At 61.3% G+C, this 17,968-nt stretch carries 14 protein-coding genes; all 14 read right to left on the bottom strand.

The genetic code is table 11. The features are described from left to right. Positions 1-48 precede the first annotated feature (48 nt). The 14 genes from VEB01_RS06405 to epsE all read right to left on the bottom strand — a co-directional run bounded on the left by VEB01_RS06405 (position 49) and on the right by epsE (position 17,946). Positions 49-2,109 (bottom strand): SUMF1/EgtB/PvdO family nonheme iron enzyme, encoded by a 2,061-nt coding sequence (locus VEB01_RS06405; protein ID WP_324873838.1) that lies wholly within the window; start codon positions 2,107-2,109, stop codon positions 49-51. Positions 2,110-2,301: 192 nt separating this feature from the next. Further along, complete coding sequence (locus VEB01_RS06400; protein ID WP_324873836.1) at positions 2,302-3,507, bottom strand: glycosyltransferase; 1,206 nt, start codon at positions 3,505-3,507, stop codon at positions 2,302-2,304. Positions 3,508-3,516: 9 nt separating this feature from the next. Beyond that, the gene (locus VEB01_RS06395) at positions 3,517-5,520 is read right to left on the bottom strand and encodes a heparinase II/III domain-containing protein (RefSeq protein ID WP_324873834.1); all 2,004 of its coding nucleotides are present in this window, start codon (positions 5,518-5,520) and stop codon (positions 3,517-3,519) included. 30 nt (positions 5,521-5,550) lie between these two features. Next, the gene (locus tag VEB01_RS06390; RefSeq protein WP_324873832.1) at positions 5,551-6,906 is read right to left on the bottom strand and encodes a polysaccharide pyruvyl transferase family protein; all 1,356 of its coding nucleotides are present in this window, start codon (positions 6,904-6,906) and stop codon (positions 5,551-5,553) included. Beyond that, positions 6,903-8,366 carry a lipopolysaccharide biosynthesis protein gene (locus VEB01_RS06385; RefSeq protein ID WP_324873830.1) on the bottom strand — a complete coding sequence of 488 codons (1,464 nt, stop codon included), beginning with the start codon at positions 8,364-8,366 and terminating at the stop codon, positions 6,903-6,905. Before VEB01_RS06385 ends, VEB01_RS06390 begins: the two co-directional genes overlap by 4 nt. A 9-nt stretch (positions 8,367-8,375) precedes the next feature. Continuing rightward, positions 8,376-9,632: a glycosyltransferase gene (locus tag VEB01_RS06380; RefSeq protein ID WP_324873829.1), complete on the bottom strand. Its 1,257-nt coding sequence runs from the start codon at positions 9,630-9,632 to the stop codon at positions 8,376-8,378. Continuing rightward, positions 9,629-10,765 carry an esterase-like activity of phytase family protein gene (locus VEB01_RS06375; RefSeq protein ID WP_324873828.1) on the bottom strand — a complete coding sequence of 379 codons (1,137 nt, stop codon included), beginning with the start codon at positions 10,763-10,765 and terminating at the stop codon, positions 9,629-9,631. Before VEB01_RS06375 ends, VEB01_RS06380 begins: the two co-directional genes overlap by 4 nt. A gap of 8 nt (positions 10,766-10,773) precedes the next feature. Continuing rightward, the gene (locus VEB01_RS06370; RefSeq protein WP_324873826.1) at positions 10,774-11,676 is read right to left on the bottom strand and encodes a glycosyltransferase family 2 protein; all 903 of its coding nucleotides are present in this window, start codon (positions 11,674-11,676) and stop codon (positions 10,774-10,776) included. Then, the gene (locus tag VEB01_RS06365; protein ID WP_324873824.1) at positions 11,673-12,890 is read right to left on the bottom strand and encodes a glycosyltransferase family 4 protein; all 1,218 of its coding nucleotides are present in this window, start codon (positions 12,888-12,890) and stop codon (positions 11,673-11,675) included. Before VEB01_RS06365 ends, VEB01_RS06370 begins: the two co-directional genes overlap by 4 nt. Positions 12,891-12,951: 61 nt before the next feature. Beyond that, the gene (locus VEB01_RS06360; protein WP_324873822.1) at positions 12,952-13,419 is read right to left on the bottom strand and encodes an acyltransferase; all 468 of its coding nucleotides are present in this window, start codon (positions 13,417-13,419) and stop codon (positions 12,952-12,954) included. A 33-nt stretch (positions 13,420-13,452) separates the two neighbouring features. Further along, entirely contained in the window at positions 13,453-14,646 is a 1,194-nt protein-coding gene (locus tag VEB01_RS06355) for an O-antigen ligase family protein (protein WP_324873820.1), read from the bottom strand. A gap of 38 nt (positions 14,647-14,684) precedes the next feature. Next, the gene (gene epsG / locus VEB01_RS06350; protein WP_324873818.1) at positions 14,685-15,560 is read right to left on the bottom strand and encodes a chain length determinant protein tyrosine kinase EpsG; all 876 of its coding nucleotides are present in this window, start codon (positions 15,558-15,560) and stop codon (positions 14,685-14,687) included. A 114-nt stretch (positions 15,561-15,674) separates the two neighbouring features. Continuing rightward, complete coding sequence (epsF, locus tag VEB01_RS06345; RefSeq protein WP_324873817.1) at positions 15,675-17,081, bottom strand: chain length determinant protein EpsF; 1,407 nt, start codon at positions 17,079-17,081, stop codon at positions 15,675-15,677. Positions 17,082-17,148: 67 nt separating this feature from the next. Next, the gene (gene epsE, locus VEB01_RS06340) at positions 17,149-17,946 is read right to left on the bottom strand and encodes a polysaccharide export protein EpsE (RefSeq protein ID WP_324873816.1); all 798 of its coding nucleotides are present in this window, start codon (positions 17,944-17,946) and stop codon (positions 17,149-17,151) included. Positions 17,947-17,968 lie beyond the last annotated feature (22 nt).

Here is a 17,968-nt window from a genome sequence, read left to right as displayed (position 1 = left end):
TGCAGTCTTAAACGTAACGCTTTCAATCTCTTGCGCAAACCCTTCCCATCAGCCTATGCGGCGAGACTTTCCGTACCGTCGAATCCCGATAACGACTAGCCCGATCAACAGCGAAGCACCCATTCCGACAACCGAGCCATAGACGGCAGCCCAGCTTGGCGTCAAATTCCGGAAAAGCATGTCGAGCCTTCCGCAACTTGCCTCCTTCACCGTATCTGTTTCCACGGACGATGCCCTGGCCAATCGGCCGCCATAGACAAAGTACCCATGAGCGGGATCTCCGGGATCCAGATTGAGTGCATGCAATCCGACGTACGAGTAGTTGAAGGAGCCTCCTCTAAGTCCGCGCGTCCAGGTTTCGCAGCGCCAGCACGTCCCTAGACCTTGACTTCGCCACTCTTCGATCCATTCCCAAACATTTCCCGCCATACCCTGTGCCCCGAAGAAACTTGCGGCGTTCGGATAGTCGTTGACTCTCGCGACGTACCACGGCTCCCCGACACCGAGCCGGGTCGTTTGATAATTAGCCGTGTTTCGATCTCCTGGCGGTAGGGAATTGTTGGGTGAGTTGTCGGTCATCAACGGGTAATCCCAATATTTCCTTTCTCCAGGCTTCAAGGGATCGAAGTAGGCCGCCTTGTACCATTCGTCATTGCTCGGGATCCAAAACTTCGCCCCCCGATTTCTCATGGGTGGAAGCTTTGAAACTTCGACAGGTACCTCCGGTGCGATCGGGAACGCGCGGGTGTCGTAAGCGCCTCGCGACTCGGTTCCCTCTGTCGTTCCGAGCTCAGACCGCCCGGTTCTCGGTTTCCCGTAGTGATACCAATTGGCCATTCGGGCCAGCATATACCAAGATAAATAGGTCACCGGGCGGTCTTCCCAGCCTGCTTTAGCGGAATAAACGAACTCATCGTCGTTCTTGCGTCTGTCAATGCCGCCTACGACTCCCAACTGCATATCTTCATGGAACAGTTGGAACGGATCGGATTTCGACGCAACGGCGTTCAAGAAATCCGCATATTGAAGATTGGTGATCTCGTATTTGCCGATCTCGAACGAATACGGTGTGCACCCGTGGCCATAAAGAGGATCGTTGCCATTCCCTGGATATGTCACCTTCACGAACGCCATGTCGGCCCCTATGCTTCTATCGTCCCGGACGTCTGGAACAGCCGTCGCCCCACGTGCGGTAGCCTCTTTCGTACGCTCCACAGGATCGGGATTTAGCGGAAGGGAATGTGCAGCCGCGACCGAACGAATCGGTTTGGCGGTGCGGGCAACCCTGAATCCAAAGGTGGCAAGCTTTTGGTCCGGCAGTTCGCTGTCGCGGTAGCTTCTGCGCAGCGCCGAGCCGTACATGAAGAGAGATCCTCCGAGTGCCATGCGTCCCAAGCCGTTTCGATCCTCTACCCACTCCATAACGTTTCCCGCCTGGTCGAAAGTTCCGAAAGAACTGCTCGATCCGGGGTAAGAGCCCACCTTGGTGAGATGCGGAAAAGGGGCAGCCCATCTTCCGGAATAGAAATTGGCGCTATTGAACTTATCGGTCGGCGCTAATGCCGAAGGTCTCTCGTCAGATCCGGTCGCGAACTCCCGATAGCCTTTCCGAGCAGGGTCGTAGAAGCCGGCCTTGATCCACTCATTGCGGTTGGGTATCCAATAGAGCGCGTTCGCGTTTCTCTTAACATTCGCACCATCGCCCAAACTCTCCAGTTTCGAGGTGTCATAGGCTCCAGTGGCGGCATTTCCCTCCGTAGTGCCCAATACGGCATACCCCGGATTCGGCTTTCCGAAGTGCAGCCAATTCGCATATCGAACCGCATCGAACCAAGATACGAAGGTGACCGGCCGGCGGGCATATCCCGGCTTCACTCGATAATGGATTTGGTTGCCGTGCGGCTCCGCCCGTATCCCACCGAAAAAGTGTTGGCTCATCAGGGGCGAGTAAAGGCCTTTCGAATCGCCATGGCGCGCCACAGCATTCAGGAATTCGGCGTATTCCTCGTTAGTGACCTCGTATCTGGAAATTTCAAACGAGTAATCCACTTTCCCCCACCCCGTCACCTGGTCAGCCGGATTGCCTGGGTGATCGATTGAAACAAACACGGCCGAATCGCCTCTCCCGGGATCACAACGGACTTCTCTGCCGCTTGGGACGCTCGCCAGCAACACAGTAAGCGTGATACAGAGCGGCTTGATGCTCTTCCGCAATGCGCCGAGCCCATGGGAAGCTCTGTTCTCGATGCAATTTCCGAAAAACATGCGGACCGGGTTATGGCTATTCACGGCTGCGAGTGTCTAGCGAAACAGAATCGGCAAAATTTCATCGATCCGCTTGGCACGGAAATAGGACCGCGCCGCCGCGCGGCTCTCGGAGCCCGACGCACTGCCCACCGGCGGAGCCCTCAGTCCGTCGAGAATCGCGGACGCGAACCCGGATTCGTCTTGGCTGATTCGGAAGCAGCGCTTGACCTCGTCGGGAAGTCCGGCCAAGCCTTGGGGCGTGCTTATCAATTCGGCAGGGGAAAAGAGCATTTCGACCGACTTGACGTTGACTCCGCTGCCCGCGAATACGGGGTTGATCAAGACCTGCGCATCGCGCAAGATCGAGACGGCCTCCGGTGGATTTTCGATCAGCGTGACTTCGGGGCGGGCCGCGAGCGCCGCTCGTATCCGATCGGAAGGATGGCTGCCCGCGACGAACAGGCACAATCCGGGCCGCGCATCGAGAAGCCGTGGCGCCACCTTTTCCAGGAACCAGACTAAGCCTTCGACGTTGTTGGGCATGAACAGGTTGCCGAGATAGCCGACGTCGAACCTGGGCGAAGCCTCCCTGGGCGCACTCAGGCGTTCCGCGAAAACCTCGTCCACCAAGGGCGGCAGCCAATGTCCGGACATAAACCCGAGCTTCTTCCAATGGGCAAGGTCGTCGACGGAGATATCGAAGAACGCGGAGCTCTCGTTCAGAATCCCGCGCTCGTAACGGTTCAGATTGATCAGACTGAGAGCCCACCGAACCCGTTCTCGTACCGTTCGGGCAATTCTTGCCTGATGTCTGGTGTACTGATGCTCGATATTGTGGGAGCGGTAGAGCAAAGGCGCCCTCAGTTCGCGCGCCAAGCGGCGCGCCACCTCGCCGCCGTACGGGGCGTCCAGCCAGACCGCTCGGCTACCGAAAGCGCGTTGCGCATCGAGCAGGGAACGAAAAGCATCGGGAGTCAACGTGCGCGAGGCCACGCGCCAGGGCAGTCGCCACAGGCGTACCATCCGCTCGATACGCGAGGGCCAGTTCCGTTCGAACGGGAAAACGTGCAGTTCCTCCACGACTTCCCGTACCTTGCCGAGATGTTCCGGTTGCGGCGTCCCGGCTGTTCCGCCGCCCCAGCAGACGAGATGAATGCGAACGCCCGCCGACTTCATGGCGCATAGCCGGCGCCACACGTCGACCAGCCCACCGTGTCCGGGCGGAAACGGCAGCTCGTTGCAGACCATCGTGATGCGCATAGGCAGGGCTTATTGCTCGCCGCCTGATGGGCCCGCCGACGCCTGGGGCAATTCGAGCGGGCGGAACGCCAGAGTGAATTGCGCTTCCCGCGCCAAGGCTTCGACGTAGAGACCCCGGCGGGTATAAGGCGGCGCAGAATCGGGGACGGTCCCCACATACGCCCGCTGCATGGACGATCCGGATATCGTCAGGGCAAACCGCTGGCCGGCGCAGTCGAGCGTAGCGCTCCAGGTGCCCGGAGCCGAGTAGGCGACCCAGTTCTTCCAGTGACGGAACGCCGTTGCAGTGGGCAGCGACGGCCCCGTCGCCAAAGTCTGGTCGACGGCGGCCACGGCGCAGGCGGTGTTCATGACCACGCCGATCGCGTGCGGGGTTTCGGAGGCGGTTTTCACCTGCACCGTGTCGACAAAGCCGTTGGGTCCGATGGCGAGACGCCTTGCCGCCGTCACGCCGGGACGGTAGTTCGGATGGGAAACCGCCGCGGATGAGCCGTCCGCCGCGACGTCGTCGAGTTGTCCCTCGGAGGGCCAGGGGTTTTGCCCGTCACCATCGACCAAAGGTACGTTCTGTGCCGGCGCTCGGCGGAAATAGTTGTTGTGCAGCGGAGAGCCGTAGCCGACGGTGCCGGCATCTTTGAGAATCCAGGTGTCGCCGTATTGCAGGTCATAAGCGAGGGATTCCTGCTGGGCATGAAATTTCGCCTTCTGGCCGTAGCGCAACAAGGCGTGCCAGCCGTTCTTCACGATTTGGACGGCATCCAGTCCCGGCACCGGGCCCGATACGACGTCGGGCAGTGCGGGCACCGAGGCCACCGACTTGGGTGGATCGAGCAAGGTGTCCCAGGTCGTCAGTTTCTTCGCTTCGTCCAGTCCGATCCAGGTCGGCAATACCCGGCGCGACGCCGCCCACAGCTTGCGGTTCGGTGCCTTGCGGTCGGGCTGCGAATCGTTGGGGGTCGGGGCGTTCTCATGGGCGAAACGGACCGTCATCGGCGCGATCATCAGGTTCTGGGCGATCCAGAGTTCCCGCGTGAACTCGTCCAGCCGCCCGCGCAGCGAAGCGCCGACCAGCATCTCCACCAAGGCCTGGACCACGTAATCCTGATAGGAAATGGAGTTTTCGTACCAGAACCAGTCCGGCGACACGCCCTTCGTCAGGAGCGAGGGGATGCCCAGGGCCGACGTCTTGCCGAATTGGATCAACTCGGGCTGTTGGAACTCGAGCCCGATCAGGGTCACGGCCGCGGCATGCCACACGGCGATGTTGTGAACCTCGCGCGAGGAGGCCATCACGTTGGCCGCCAATGGCAGGAACAGCCCATCGCGCCAGTGGTCCGCGCGGGCGGTCGGGAGCTGGGGCCTCAGCAGCCGGACCGCTTCGATCAACACCAAGCCGCGTGTCGCTTCATCCAGACTCTGGCTCATCAGCCGGGCCTGGCCGTTCCAGTTGCGCAGGGGAAAGCCGCGGTAAGCATCGGCGTAGAAATCGAGCTGCGAAGCCGCCCAATCGAAGTAGCGCGTATTGCCCGTCGTCAGGCGGAACAATCGGGCCGCGTCCAGCACGCGATCGATGTTGTACGTCCGATTGTGGGCGATCCAGGCGGCGCGCAGTTTTTCGTTGCCGGGTTCGTCGGGCGGTATCGGCTGATCGGGTGTCCAGTGGAGGAGAGCGCCCGTGTTCGGATCGACGTAGTCGTGCATCCAGCCCGCGACCCAGTCCGCGCGATCGCGGGTCGTGGTCATCCAGTTGTCGACCCAGTCGGTTCGCTCCTGCAACCAAGCCGTCCAGCGCGGGTCCTGCGCCACGCGCCGACGGGCCGCGTCCCAGTACTCGCGGGCGGCACGGGCCGGTGCGTAGCCGCCTTCGCCCGCCTTCAGCGCGGCGAAGGCGGCTTTGATGTCCTCATTGCCGGGCAGGCTCGGCGACGGCCCGGTTTCGCCTACGGCCGTCGGTGCAAACACCGCTCCCGCCAGCACCAACGCAAGCCCGCTCCATAACCGTAGATATCTCATTGTTGAAACCCTCGCTTTATCGTCACTGATTCAAAACGCGGCATCCGCCCCCTGCGCGAGGAAGGGCTCGATGTTGAGCAAGGCGCGTCGCTCAACCCTCGGCCAAAATTCCGCAATCGAGGCCGCGAGCACTTCGCGGGATGCGATCAATTCGTCGATCAGCGACGCCAGGCGCGAAGAAACGAGAATGGTCTCGGGCGACACCGCCAGACGTTCGGGAAGATCGAAGTGTCTGAGGAGCCCTTCGAACTTGCCTTGGTAGGTGACGGCGACGATCGGCACGCCCTGGCCGAGCGCCGCGACCGCCAAGTGCATCCGTCCGGTAAGCACCGCATCCGTTACGCCGGCGATCGCCTTCAATTCCTTTGCGGAGAAGCGATCCTTCCAGTAGCGAATCCGCTCGCCCAACTCGCCCTGAAGACCTTCGAAAATCGGGCCGAGAACGGCTTCGTCCCCCATCGGGCCGCCGCGAAAATCGTGCGAGATGAGCAGATAGCTCACGTCGTCCCGCACCGCGACATTGCGCAGCGCGGTTATCGAGGCGTCGATCATCGCCGAGCGCCGGGTTTGGTCGCCCTCCTTGATCAGCATCGGATGGAGATTGAAGCCCACCACCGTACGCCCCGCCGCCCGTTGCGAATCGGCCCAAAAGCATACGGCTTCGATCCGTTCGCTGAACGAGGGCCTTAACAGAAAGGCCGCGTCGGCGACCAGCCGTGCTTCGGTAGCGGAGAAACGCCTGAAGCGTTCGAGCGAAACCTCGTCCCGGACTGAAACGACGAAGCGCCGATCGAGCGAATCGAGGCAGCGCCGCAAACGCGGGGACGGTTTGTCGTTGAACGAGAATCCTAGAATCGCGCTTCGCTTTCCGAGCCGCGCCGCCATATCGCCGACCACCCACAAGCGCAGAGCGGTCAGCGGGGTGTAGTAGCCATCCATCACATCGCCGCCGACGATCGCCAGTCCCTCGTACCGGGACACGGTCCGGACCAGTTGGCGGAGCGACCATTTGGGATTCGCCCAGACCGGCTCGGGGCGAGCGCCGAGGCCGGCAAGCGTCTCGGGAACCCGGTCGTGGTAGGTCAGCAGCCCGAATCGGCAGTCGGGGTTGAACTCGCGGATTCGTTCGACGAATGCCGTGATCATGGCCTCGTCGCCCTTGGAGCCTGCGAGCGTGACCGGATCGCACGGAGCGATGAGGATCGAGTTGCAGGCTTTGAGCGGGTCCGGAGAAGACGGATTGGCCAATTGCCGCTTTTCGTGCTGCCATTCCCGATACAGCATCGGGACCCGCAGGAACTCTCTCAGGCGGGCGCGAAACCCCTTCGCCCGAACGTTCTTGATCCTGATCGCCTTTTGGGTCTTACTAGAACCTTGTTCAATCATCCGCGCCTCATGGACTTGATAGTTTGCATCGATTCAATCAAATGGCGCCGGCCCAGGAGCGCAACCCCCGCGGCGTAAACCGCTATCCCGGCCCCAATCTTCACGGCCAGATCCGTTAGCGGGTTCAGACCTACATCGGCGATCTCGGCGCTTATCGCTCCGACCGCGAAAAACATGGCCGCCGCCGACAGGACGAACGGAAAAACGCACCGCACGATCCTCCGGATGGATACCCCTAGGTGCTTTCTCCCGAAATAGAAGCTCAACGGCGTGGCGACGAGTTGCGCGAGCACGTAAGCCTTGACGGTTGCGTCGAAGCCTTGCCCTTTCGTCGCGATCAGCGCGGCGCCGGTACCCATCACCTTGACGATTGCGATCGACAGCGTGGTGGAGGACCGGCCGATGGCATTCAGTCCGGAGCCGTTGTAGTACTGGAGCGTCTGCACCGCCCCCAGCAGAGCGAGCGGCGCCAGAATGTCCGCGCTCTCGGCCCATTTGGCGCCGAACACCGTGACGCACAGTTCCGCCGCGACCGCCGAAACGAGGACGAAGCAAGGCATCGCCAGGGCCGCGGTGGCGGTGATCGCCCGGTAATACGCCTGGGCCAATCGCTCCCGTTCCCCGGCGATCCGCGAGAAGCCGGCATGGGCCACATCCAGCACCACCGAGCTGAGGAGCTGCATCATGATGGTGTAGATGCGGGAACCGACGGCGTAGAGCCCGAGCGTGGCGGCCCCCAGCCATGCGCCTATGGCCAGCTCGATGGCCCGGGTATTGGCGAAATCCAGCAAGCGCATGCCGAGGATATTGCTTCCGTAGCGGACGAGCCGTCCAAACCCTGTGGTGCTGAAACTCAGGCCCGGCTTCCAGATCGGTTTGGCCCAGAGCAATACCAGGTTGATCAACGCACCGAGGAGGAATTGCCCGATCAGGCTCCAGACGCCGAATCCGGCCAAGGCCAGCCAAACCCCGGCCGCTCCGGCCAGGAAGGTCGAGACCAAAGTCCTGACGGCCAGCCAACGGTACTGGAAATTCCGCCGGAACAAAGCCAGCTGGCACAGACCGAGAGCGTTGATGAAAATTCCCAGGCTGGCGACCCGGAGAATTTCGGTCAGGCGGTCGATTTTCATCGCGGAAGCGATGTAGGGGGAGCCCCACCACATGGCCGCGACCAAGAGAACGGCGAAGACGAAATTGGCCAGGAAGGCCGTATTCAATTCCCGCGGGCCGATGGTGGGCTGCTGCACGATGGCGTCGCCGAGGCCCTGCTCGACGAAGATCTCGACGAAGGCGAGCACCGCCGCCGCGGCGGCAAACACGCCGAACTCCTCCGGCGACAGCAATCTGGCCAGCAGGAAAAATACGGCGATGCTCGCCAGCCGACCGCCCCAGTTGCGGACGGCCGACCAGATCAATCCCGATAGAACCTTGTTGCCCAATGTCGATGATGTGCTGCTCATGCTTTCCGCCTATCGGCCCAGGACGGCGTCCAAACGCGCAAAAAACGCCTCGCCCGAAAAACGTCCCGCGTAGCGAAGGGCGCTTTCGCGAAGGCGCTCGCGCAAGTCCGAATCGCCGCCCCAGTGCAGGATGGCTGCCGCGAAATCGGCCGGGTCGTCGCAGATCCCGAGGGGGCTTTCGTCGGCGGGCGGAAATCCGGCCGCTCCGACACCGGTCGTGATGCAGGGGAGGCCGAACGCGAAATAGTCCAGCATCTTGATCTTCATGCCGCTGCCGGCCAGCACCGGATTGATGGCGAACAGGGCCCGGCCGGCCAGTTCGGACAGATCGCGAACGCGACCGTGAAGGACCACTCCCGGCATGCCGGGATTCAAGGCAAGCCCGGCCTCGCCCGCCACGTCCAGGACGAAATCGTCCCGTGCCTCCCGCACCAGCGGCCAGACGTTCTCCAGAAACCAGCGTAGTCCGTCCACGTTGTGGGGCGCCTGGCTGCCGAGATACAGGATGTGGGGCTCCGGGACGGTCCGGCGCTTTATCGGCCGCGATTCGACCGGCACCGAAAGGGTGACGATCTCCGCTTCCGGCGCCAGATCCTCGAGGTCGCGGGCGTCCTCGTCGCTGATCGCGATCAGGACGTCGAAGCGGCCGAGGATGGCTTGCTCCTGTTCCCGGCTCACCGGCGGAACGGCGGTCATGCCGCGAGCCGCCAGCGACTCGCAGCGCTTGTGAAATACGTCGTGGGCGATCAGCAGCTTTCGGGCATGGTTCGGCAACGACTCCACGGCCCGCGTCCGGAAAATGGTGTCGACGAAGACGTAGTCGGGAGTGATTTGGGCGAACAGCGGCGCCAGCCGACGGAGATCCGGCTCGCTCAGATAACGACCGATGGGCGCGGTTCTACCCCGCGCTGCGCCGCGCCATCCCGCCAGCCGGCGGGTCCAGGCGCCTCCCGCGCTATCGAGCAGCCAGCGGTAGACCGATCGAACCAGAGCCCGCGGGTTTGCGACCAGGCGCCAGTCCCCCAGCCGAAACGTTCCCGGCACGTGGACATGGAGTCTTGTACAGCCCAGCCGACGGCTGGGGCGGAACATCGGTGCTGGCAGGCGCGGTCCGCAAATCACCAGGTGGGCATCGAAGTCCCGGGCCTCGAGGTACTTCAGGAAGGCATGGTTGTAGGTGGAATACCCGTTCAGCCCCGGAACCGGCAAATCCTCGCACAGAAAAACCGCGACCGGACGGGAGCGATCGGCGTTGGACGCGCTCATTTCAACTCCCATTGCAGCAGCAACTTGCGTTGAACCGGCAGGAAGTTGTCGTCGGAAACGACGGAGACGATGGTTGATCCCCCTTCGTCGCGATGGGCCGCGACGCCTTCCATATTGTCGATTTCATGAAACAGCCGATTCGCTTCCAGAAGCGTCGCTCCGTCCAGAACGGCTCCGGGACCGATATCGTCCGCCGGGATACGCCGAAGGCGCATTTTGAAACCGCCGAGCGGCGACAGTCCGCGCTCGAGCAACAAGAGATCGCCTTCCGGCAGAAAAACGGCGTCGCTGATGTCGTAGCCGTCCTTCAGACGAACCTTGAATTCGTGCGCTGTCCCGTCCTTCAAGATCCAGGCCGGAGCCATGCCGCGGCCTGTTCGGTCCCGCTCGGCGATGGCGAGGAGCGCGCCGCCGAAGGCGTGTCCCGCCGGAATCGTGGCGAGAGCCTCCAAACCGCGGCCTTTCGGCAGTGCCGCGATCTCCGGCGGAATCGGCAAGAGCTGGCCGGGGTGCAGGAGCAGTCCGGATGTCGGCCGGAAAACGGCCACCCCGTTGCGGAACCCTTCGAATCCCAGGTAAGCGGCCTCGGCGGTCAGCTCGAAAGACTCGATGTCCCCCTTGCCGCTTTGCCGGAGCGGTTCTCCTTCGGGTCCTAATACCGGGGACATGACGATATCGGCAAGGCCGCTCGGACGGCCGTCGTCGTAGAGCAAACGGCCTTGCACCCAGTAGCCGGCATCGGTAACGGCGACGAAGCCATGGCCGCCCTCCGTCATTCGGAGGCCCGAAATCCCGCCGAAATGCGGGGAGGCGGATTCGATCACCAGACCGCCACGGAAGACCAGCGGTGATGCCATATTTTCCGAGGCTTGGGTCTTCGAAAACTCGGTGATCGAACGGGTTTCGATCGGGATCGGTGTAATCGCCGGCAGGGCCTCCTTCGGCTTGAAACGGCATCCTCCCCAGCCGACGGATCCGGCCAGAACCAGGGCTGCTACAGCCAGCACCCACCATCGCCAGCGAGGGGCAACGCCCCTTCCGGTTTGTGGCAAAGCCGGCGCGGCGCGGCGCGCATCGAGCTGATCGCCGACGGACACGGCGTCCGCAATGGCGGTGTCGAACCGCTTTCTCATGGACTTCCTCATGACCGCGCCGGCTCGTTGCCTCCGGCTTGTCGGGCAAGCTGCAATGCCCGTGAAAAATCGGGCAAAGCCAGTTCGCGGCGAAGCAGAAGGTAGATGCCTACCAGCACTTTTCGCGCCGCTTGCAGCGCAATCGTGCGGCTGGAGACCGCGCTTCGGAAAATCGCGTACAGGCTGCCGGCATAGTAATGGGCACGCAGCGATTTGAGCGGGTCTCGGTGGCCCACCACGGGGGCGTCGATCCAGACTGCTTTTTCTCCGGAGGCGACATAGGCGCGCAGGGCAAAGTCGAGATCTTCTCCGCCGTTGATCGACGCGCCAACGCCCAAGGACTCGTCGAAATCCCCGATTTGCGCGGCGCGAGCGGCTCGCATGAAAATCGTGTTGGACGAGGCGTTGGCGACGAGCTTGCCGACGCTCACCGGCCGTGCGGCGCGCAAATCTCGGGGTAGGGCGGAGAGTGGCGAAGGCGAGGACGAATAGCGGCATATGGCGAGATCGAGAGAGGCATCGCCGGCGAACAACGCCAGCATGCCTTCCAGCGTGCCCTCCGGATACCAAGCATCGTCGTCGGGAAACGCGATCATCAACGAGCGCTCGAACATGCCGTCTTTGCGTGCCAAGTCCATAAGGATATTTCGCGCCTTGGAGAGCGACACTCGCTCGGGAATCGCCGTTACCCGAATATAGTCCGGCATTTTAGGCAACGGCCGGTCGGGACCGTGACGCTGCAGCAGCAAATACTGAACGATGCGAAGGTCGGATGTCGCCACTGCGCGCTCGACGCTCCGAATCATTCGCTCCAGTTCGTCGGCACGACCGCCGACGCTATCGGTGGTGGTGAAAAGCAGCGCGTCCACCTCCGCGCAGCGCCCATGTTCGACGGTGGGAACGGCGCTCATGAATGCTCGCTCCGAACGGCACGCGCTTCATCGAAACCGGCGCGGCGCATCAGCGCTCGATCGTAGGCCGCGAGAAGGGTAGCGACCTGATCGGGCCAGTGAAAATGTATGCGAGCGCGTTCCAAGGCGCGCTCGGCATAGTTTCGACGCAGGGACTCGTCCTTCAGAAGGGCGCCCACGGCGGATGTCAGTCCCTCCGGCGTATGATCGGGCGCGTAACGGGCGGCATTGCCGAGGAGGCGTTTGGTCTCCGCGAGCTCGAAGGCGACGATGGGCACCCCCAGGGCGGAGTATTCGAACACTTTGTTCATGCTGATTTTGTCGTTATAGATGTCGAAGGGATCGGGAATGATGCCGATGTCGAAGCTGGATAGAGCGGCCAGGAAGGATTCGCCGGATAGGAAGCCGGTGAACCGGCAAATATCGGCCACCCCCAGTGACTGAGCCAAGGCTTTCAGCGTCGGAAGTTCCGGTCCGTCGCCGACGATCTTGCAGGTGAATCCCGGCACTCCGGATTCGTTGCGTAGCGCTGCGACGGCACGAATCAGGTTGTCGACCCCGTCCTGAGCGCCCACGACGCCTACGTATCCCACCGTGATGGTGTTTTTCGCTTCGCTAGTCGGCACCCGTTTGAACTTGTTAAGGTCCGGAATGCTGTATACGGTGAACACATCGTCCGGATGCTTGCCGCCGCGCTTCACGGCCAGTTCCTTGAATGTCTCGTTGGCCGAGACGACCACGTCCGCAAACCGGAACGTGAGTCTTTCGAAGATCCGCAGCAAGGTATGCATCGGGCCGCGTTTCTTGAACTTGGATTCGTAAAGTTCCGGACAGATGTCGTGATGATCGAAGATCAGCGGCCGGCCGAGCGCTTTATAGGGCAGCGCGACCAAGAACAGAAGATCGGGCGGGTTGCAAATGTGGACGATATCGAACCCGTGGCGTCGAAACGCTTTGAACGCCAAACGCGTTTCGTGGAACAGCGCTGCGCCGTATTCCAGTAAAAAGCCCAATGCGCCCTTGGCCTCGAGCGGCAAAGGATGACGGTAGACCCGGATGCCGTCGATCACGGCTTCCCGTTCGGGGTACTTTTCCGTAGCTGGGCAGATCACCGTAACTTGCCAACCGGCATCGCGGAGCGCGGTCGCCTCCTGCCATACGCGGCGATCCAACGGCACCGGAAGATTTTCGACAACAATCAGACAACTTGGCATTTGAATCCCCCCGTTAATTTTTATTTTTCCATCCCCTTCAGTCGGTTCTCGTTCGTGGTCATTAGTCGAGACCGTTTTCCAGCGCAGTGCGGTCTTGCATCTCGTCGGCGCCTTCCTGCCGGCCGAAGCGCCCGACCTCCAAGCCAGTTTTGATGACGCGGGCCGGATTGCCCGCCACGATCGTCCGGGACGGTACGTCGCGCGTGACCACCGAGCCGGCTCCGACGATGCTTTCGTCTCCGACGGTGATCCCGGGCAGGATGATGCTTCTGGCCCCCACGAAGCACCGGTTTCCGATGCGGGTGTGCAAGCGCACGCCGCGAGTTATGTCGTGCGTAAGAATGGCGACATCAAAAGCGATGTAAGACTCTTCGCCCACGTGAATCCCCCTGGGATTGGTCAAATCGAATTTGGTGGACAGCGAAAACTGGCTAGACGGGTGGATGTCCATGCCGAATATCTTCACCAGCCAAAGGCGCTTCAATTCAACCAGGCACAGTCGGGCCCATCTGAGTCTGCCGAGATTCATGTTTGTCGGTTCTCCTCTACGCTTGTTTTGGGTTCAGATTGCGGGCGGTCGGCCGATGGCAGGCCTGGCGGTCCCAAAGAGTTGACGGCCGTGCGATTGAAGGGGGAGCGAAACCGGTTCGCGGCCTCCGCAGGAGCCGATGAAGGCAACGACCAGCGCCATGAAGGCCTGGGCGACGCTAAATGTGTTGTCGGTTGCCGAATAAACGAAGAAAGACGCACAAACCATTAGAAAAGCCCATTTTTTTGTCAAATACGGATGGCGCAGAAGGTTCACCAGCATGGCGATAAAGGCGCAGCCCAGGATCGACACGCCGATATAGCCGACCTCCACGGTGAATCGAAGGTATTCGTTGTGCGCGGCGATGGTACGCGTGGTGGCGGACGTTTGTGCGGACAGGATGTCCATCTGGTGTCCCAAGCCGATGCCGAAATAGGGATAGCGGTAAACGTAGCTGCTGACCTCGTTCCAGATCATGTCGCGGCCGCTCAGGGAGTCGGACGACACGCGAGCCAGCAACTGGTCGCCCAGGAGATAGAAAAGCCCTGCCACGACGACGCTGCCGTAAAGAACCATCAAGATCCTGAACACCGCGGACCGGGTTTCCATGAACAACACAGCGCCGGTGACGCCGAGCGCAAGCGCCGACGGCATGCGGGACGCCGTCAGCATGGTGATCGCCGTGTTGGCGAGCGCGAGCAGGAGATAGCGCGGCCGTCTCCGCAGGGCAAGGTAGCTGGCCGCCACCGCGCCCGTATAGCCGGCTCCTCCGAGGAATGCCGGCCCGATATTGGCGGAGAGCCGGCGGGTGCCGAGATAATCCGTCATCCATAGGTGAGTAAGGCCGAGCGCGTCGTAGACCGCTCCGAGCAATACCGAGACGACCGGAAAAAACGCCGCGATCAGCAGCATGAAATCCCGATCCCGGTCTTCCGGCAAAGCCGTGAAAAAAAGCAGGAAGGCGCAGAGGCTGACCAGGCTTCGTACGTATCGGTTCCAGGTGAAGGCGTCGAACTCGCTCAGGAGAGCGCAGACGAAGGTGACGAGAACGATGAGACCCAGCAGGGCAAGGTTGGCCTGAATGCGCCGGTGGGTGAAAACGAACAGCAAGCCCGCCAGGATAAACAGGAGTTTCTCGATGGGATTGGCGTTGGCGATGCCGAGCAATTGCTCCACGTTGATGACCAGCACCAACTGCGCGAGAAGAAATACGCTTCTAAAGGCCATATCCGAAAACCTCATCCGGCATTCGGCGCAGGAAGCCTTCAAAACTCATTGAGCACCGCGCCCAGCACCCGGCATCCGACCGCCGTCAGCATTTGCCGGAGAAAATCGGTTTCGGCCAAGGGCGTCATGTGCTTTCTCGCGATCAGCAAGGACGCACCGGCGCGGGCGGCAACGGTTTGGGCGTCGCTGCTGGCGATTCCGCCGGGTGTATCCAGCAGGACGATATCGTATGCTGCCGCGAAATCCCTCAGCAACGCGTCGAATGCACCGCGGCTGAGCAATTCCGAGGGGTTGGGCGGGATGGTGCCGGCCGGGAGCACCGACAGATCGGCGAATTCCTCGATGCGTCGGATGCACTCGGCGCTGCCTCGGCCCGCCAGGAGATCGGACAACCCCGCGCAGTTGCGGCCCAAGGCGAAGATTTCATGCTGGTTCGGATGGCGCAAATCCGCGTCGATGAGCAGCGTTCGCTGCCCCAGCTGGGAAAATACGACGGCTAGGTTCGACGCCGTGTAGCTACGCCCTTCTTCACGGCGAGGACTCGCCACGGCCAAGGTTTTGCTCCCGTCGCCGTGCCAGCGCAGCATCAGTTGGCTGCGCACGGCGCGGAACACCTCCATCTGGGAGCTGAACGGCTGATAGGCGGCAATGAGCTGAGCACTGAAATTTCCCTGCCCGAGCTTTAAATAGTGGTAATCGAACTGTTCCGAAACCGCCCGGCTGATGTCTTCCTCGGACACCAGCCCGAGCCGCAGGGCAGCCTCGCCGAAGCGCAGACCTGTCTCCCTCTGGAAATGGAGCACCCGTTCCGCATCGAGCGGCGAAAGCCTGCCCGATCCCAGCAGGATTTGCCCGATGCGGCGATCGGTGCTGGCGGTTTCGGGCTTAGTCCTGAGCGCCTGAGTTTGCGTCATAAAAAGTCTCGTTGGGCAATGCGAAACCGAAGTCTCGGGCCCCGCCGTCGCGGCGACGGCGAGGAGCTTGCACGCGGCTTTGGTAATTCGGAGGTTACCGGTTTCATGGCGGCTTCAGGCCGGGGTCTTGGGGAAAGCCAATCGCCACCGCGGGCGGCGTAACTTCGCATCGGTCAACACCCCCATGACGGGGAGTCCGAGCGCAATGCTCAAGTCTTCCGGAGAGCGGACGCGGCGATCGAGCAATTCCAGCAGCAACGCCAGGCTGACCGCCAAAACGACGCTCAGAAAAGCCGATACGGCGACGTTCAGCAGCACTTTTGGCCGCGACGGATGCAACGGCGGTTTGGCCGGATTCAAGACGGCGATGTTGGTTTGGCTGGCCTCGCTTTCGAGGCGCGTCTGGTTGAATCGTTGCAAAGCGGCCGTGTAAGAGTGCTGGGCATGTTCGGCCTCGCGGGTAAGCACCGACAGTTCGTCCCGCTGTTTATTGAGCTCCAGTATTTTTGCCTTTTGTTCGCCGAGCGCCGTTTTGAGCTCGCTTTCGCGCGCGTGTGCGATTTCCACGCCGGTATTCAGGCTTCGGAGGATTGTCTTTATCTCAGCCGCCAGCTTGCGTTTGAGGCTGTCGGCTTCGGCGACGGCCTGCTGATGGGCGGGGTGGTTGGTATCGTATTTCTCTCCGATTTCGGCGAGCCTGGTCTCGGCCAGCGCCAATTTCGCTTTCAGGTCTTGGATCAGGGAATTGGTCAGCACGTCCGGCTGGATTTCCGGCAGGAAAGAACGGCCTGCCGCTTCCAATTGATTGCGGCGGGAAATCAAGTCGTAGGCGTGCGATTGAGCGACCACGAGTTGCTTGGATAGCTCTTCCAGTCGGCTGCTTTCCACATCCAAGTGTTGGTCCAGGGCCACAATGCCTTTTTCCTGCTGATATTTGGACAGGCTGGCCTGAGTTTTCTCCAGATTCTCCCTCAGTCCCTTGATTTGCTGTTCAAACCAGGCGGCGTTCTGGCGCGCCGGCTCGGTCTTCAGCTCCAGGTTGGTGGCGATATAATTTTCCGCAAATGCGTTGGACAGCGTGGCGGCGAATGCCGGGTCGGCATCCGAATAACCCACCTGAATGACGCTGCTTTCCCGGGACGGCTGAACCTCCAGTTTTTTTAGTAACAGATCGGCCAGCCAATCCCGAATGTCTCCCGTTCCCTTCGTTTCCTGCTCGAAGCGTGTCCTCGATTCCGGCTGGTCGGCCAGTTTGAGCCGATCCACGACCTTGAGCGCCACGTTGTGGCTGCCGATAATGTTCACTTGGGTCGCCATATAACCCGGCATCAGCTGCGCCGGGACTGCCAAGCCGGTAATGGGATCCACGCCCTTGTAATCGACGACCAGGGTCGTCGTGGCGGTGTACGTTTTCGGCAGCATCAGGCTGACCGCGAGGGCGATCAGGACGGCTGCCAGCGGCGTAAGGACGAGCACCCGCAGCCGTGCCCGTAGAATTTGCAGGAACTGATTTAAATTCATATCGACCTACCAATCCAGGAAGTCCGCCACGAGGACCAGGGTATGCACGTTCTCGCCGGGATATTCGTTAAAACCATCGTTCGCCCACATAGATCACATCGTCCTTTTCAACCAGTCCGTCCAATTCCGCATCGAGAGTCGTCTGCAGGTCTTCGGCGGATTTTCGCTTGATGGTGATGCTCCGCAGACTGCCGCGGGGAGTCACGCCTCCGCCCAATGAAATCGCTTGCGCGACGGACATGTTCCGCTCCAGGCGATAGGCGCCGGGACGCTGAACTTCGCCGTGGATGTAGAAAACCGGAGCGCGCGGCACGAATATGACATCGCCGTCTTCGGCGTAGATGTCCTCCGATGCTTTCCCGTCCTCAAGCATCTCTTTGAGATTCAGCTCATCGCGATGGGTTTGCCCGTTCCGCGAACGCGTCACGATAGTCCGGTCGTCCCCTTGTGGGCTCACCCCTCCCGCCAAGGCGATCAACTGCGTCACGGTGCTTGCCGTATCCAGGGCGTATCGACCGGGTTTGTTCACGAAACCCAACACGGCCACCTCGTGGCTGCGGTATTCCTGCACGGTGATGTTCACCTGGGGATTGCGTACGTAACCTTGTTCCGAAAGTAGGGTTTCGACGCGGGTTTCCGCTTCTCCGACGGACAATCCGCCCACTTCGATTTCCCCCAACAGCGGAAAAGTGATTTTTCCGCTGTCCGAGACGCGGGTTTCAGTGGCGAGATCCTCATTGCCGTAAACCGCGATACGGACGACGTCGTTGGGTCCGAGCAGATAATCGGCTCGCGAAGTCGAGAGGCTTAGCAAAGCGATGAGACCGAAGAGAAACTGCAAGCAAATACCTGATGGTCTAGGCATGTTTTAGCGAATAACTTCCGAA

Origin of the sequence: Methylocaldum sp. (assembly GCF_035627495.1) — a bacterium.
In the GTDB taxonomy this organism is placed as follows: domain Bacteria; phylum Pseudomonadota; class Gammaproteobacteria; order Methylococcales; family Methylococcaceae; genus Methylocaldum.
This window is presented reverse-complemented; position numbering and strand designations above follow the sequence as displayed.

What these genes read in the sequence shown, in the direction of transcription:
- VEB01_RS06400 (WP_324873836.1), bottom strand. Translation starts at nt 3,507, where the DNA reads ATGCGCATCACGATGGTCTGCAACGAGCTGCCGTTTCCGCCCGGACAC.
- VEB01_RS06395 (WP_324873834.1), bottom strand. Translation starts at nt 5,520, where the DNA reads ATGAGATATCTACGGTTATGGAGCGGGCTTGCGTTGGTGCTGGCGGGA.
- VEB01_RS06390 (WP_324873832.1), bottom strand. Translation starts at nt 6,906, where the DNA reads ATGATTGAACAAGGTTCTAGTAAGACCCAAAAGGCGATCAGGATCAAG.
- VEB01_RS06385 (WP_324873830.1), bottom strand. Translation starts at nt 8,366, where the DNA reads ATGAGCAGCACATCATCGACATTGGGCAACAAGGTTCTATCGGGATTG.
- VEB01_RS06380 (WP_324873829.1), bottom strand. Translation starts at nt 9,632, where the DNA reads ATGAGCGCGTCCAACGCCGATCGCTCCCGTCCGGTCGCGGTTTTTCTG.
- VEB01_RS06375 (WP_324873828.1), bottom strand. Translation starts at nt 10,765, where the DNA reads ATGAGAAAGCGGTTCGACACCGCCATTGCGGACGCCGTGTCCGTCGGC.
- VEB01_RS06370 (WP_324873826.1), bottom strand. Translation starts at nt 11,676, where the DNA reads ATGAGCGCCGTTCCCACCGTCGAACATGGGCGCTGCGCGGAGGTGGAC.
- VEB01_RS06365 (WP_324873824.1), bottom strand. Translation starts at nt 12,890, where the DNA reads ATGCCAAGTTGTCTGATTGTTGTCGAAAATCTTCCGGTGCCGTTGGAT.
- VEB01_RS06360 (WP_324873822.1), bottom strand. Translation starts at nt 13,419, where the DNA reads ATGAATCTCGGCAGACTCAGATGGGCCCGACTGTGCCTGGTTGAATTG.
- VEB01_RS06355 (WP_324873820.1), bottom strand. Translation starts at nt 14,646, where the DNA reads ATGGCCTTTAGAAGCGTATTTCTTCTCGCGCAGTTGGTGCTGGTCATC.
- epsG (WP_324873818.1), bottom strand. Translation starts at nt 15,560, where the DNA reads ATGACGCAAACTCAGGCGCTCAGGACTAAGCCCGAAACCGCCAGCACC.
- epsF (WP_324873817.1), bottom strand. Translation starts at nt 17,081, where the DNA reads ATGAATTTAAATCAGTTCCTGCAAATTCTACGGGCACGGCTGCGGGTG.
- epsE (WP_324873816.1), bottom strand. Translation starts at nt 17,946, where the DNA reads ATGCCTAGACCATCAGGTATTTGCTTGCAGTTTCTCTTCGGTCTCATC.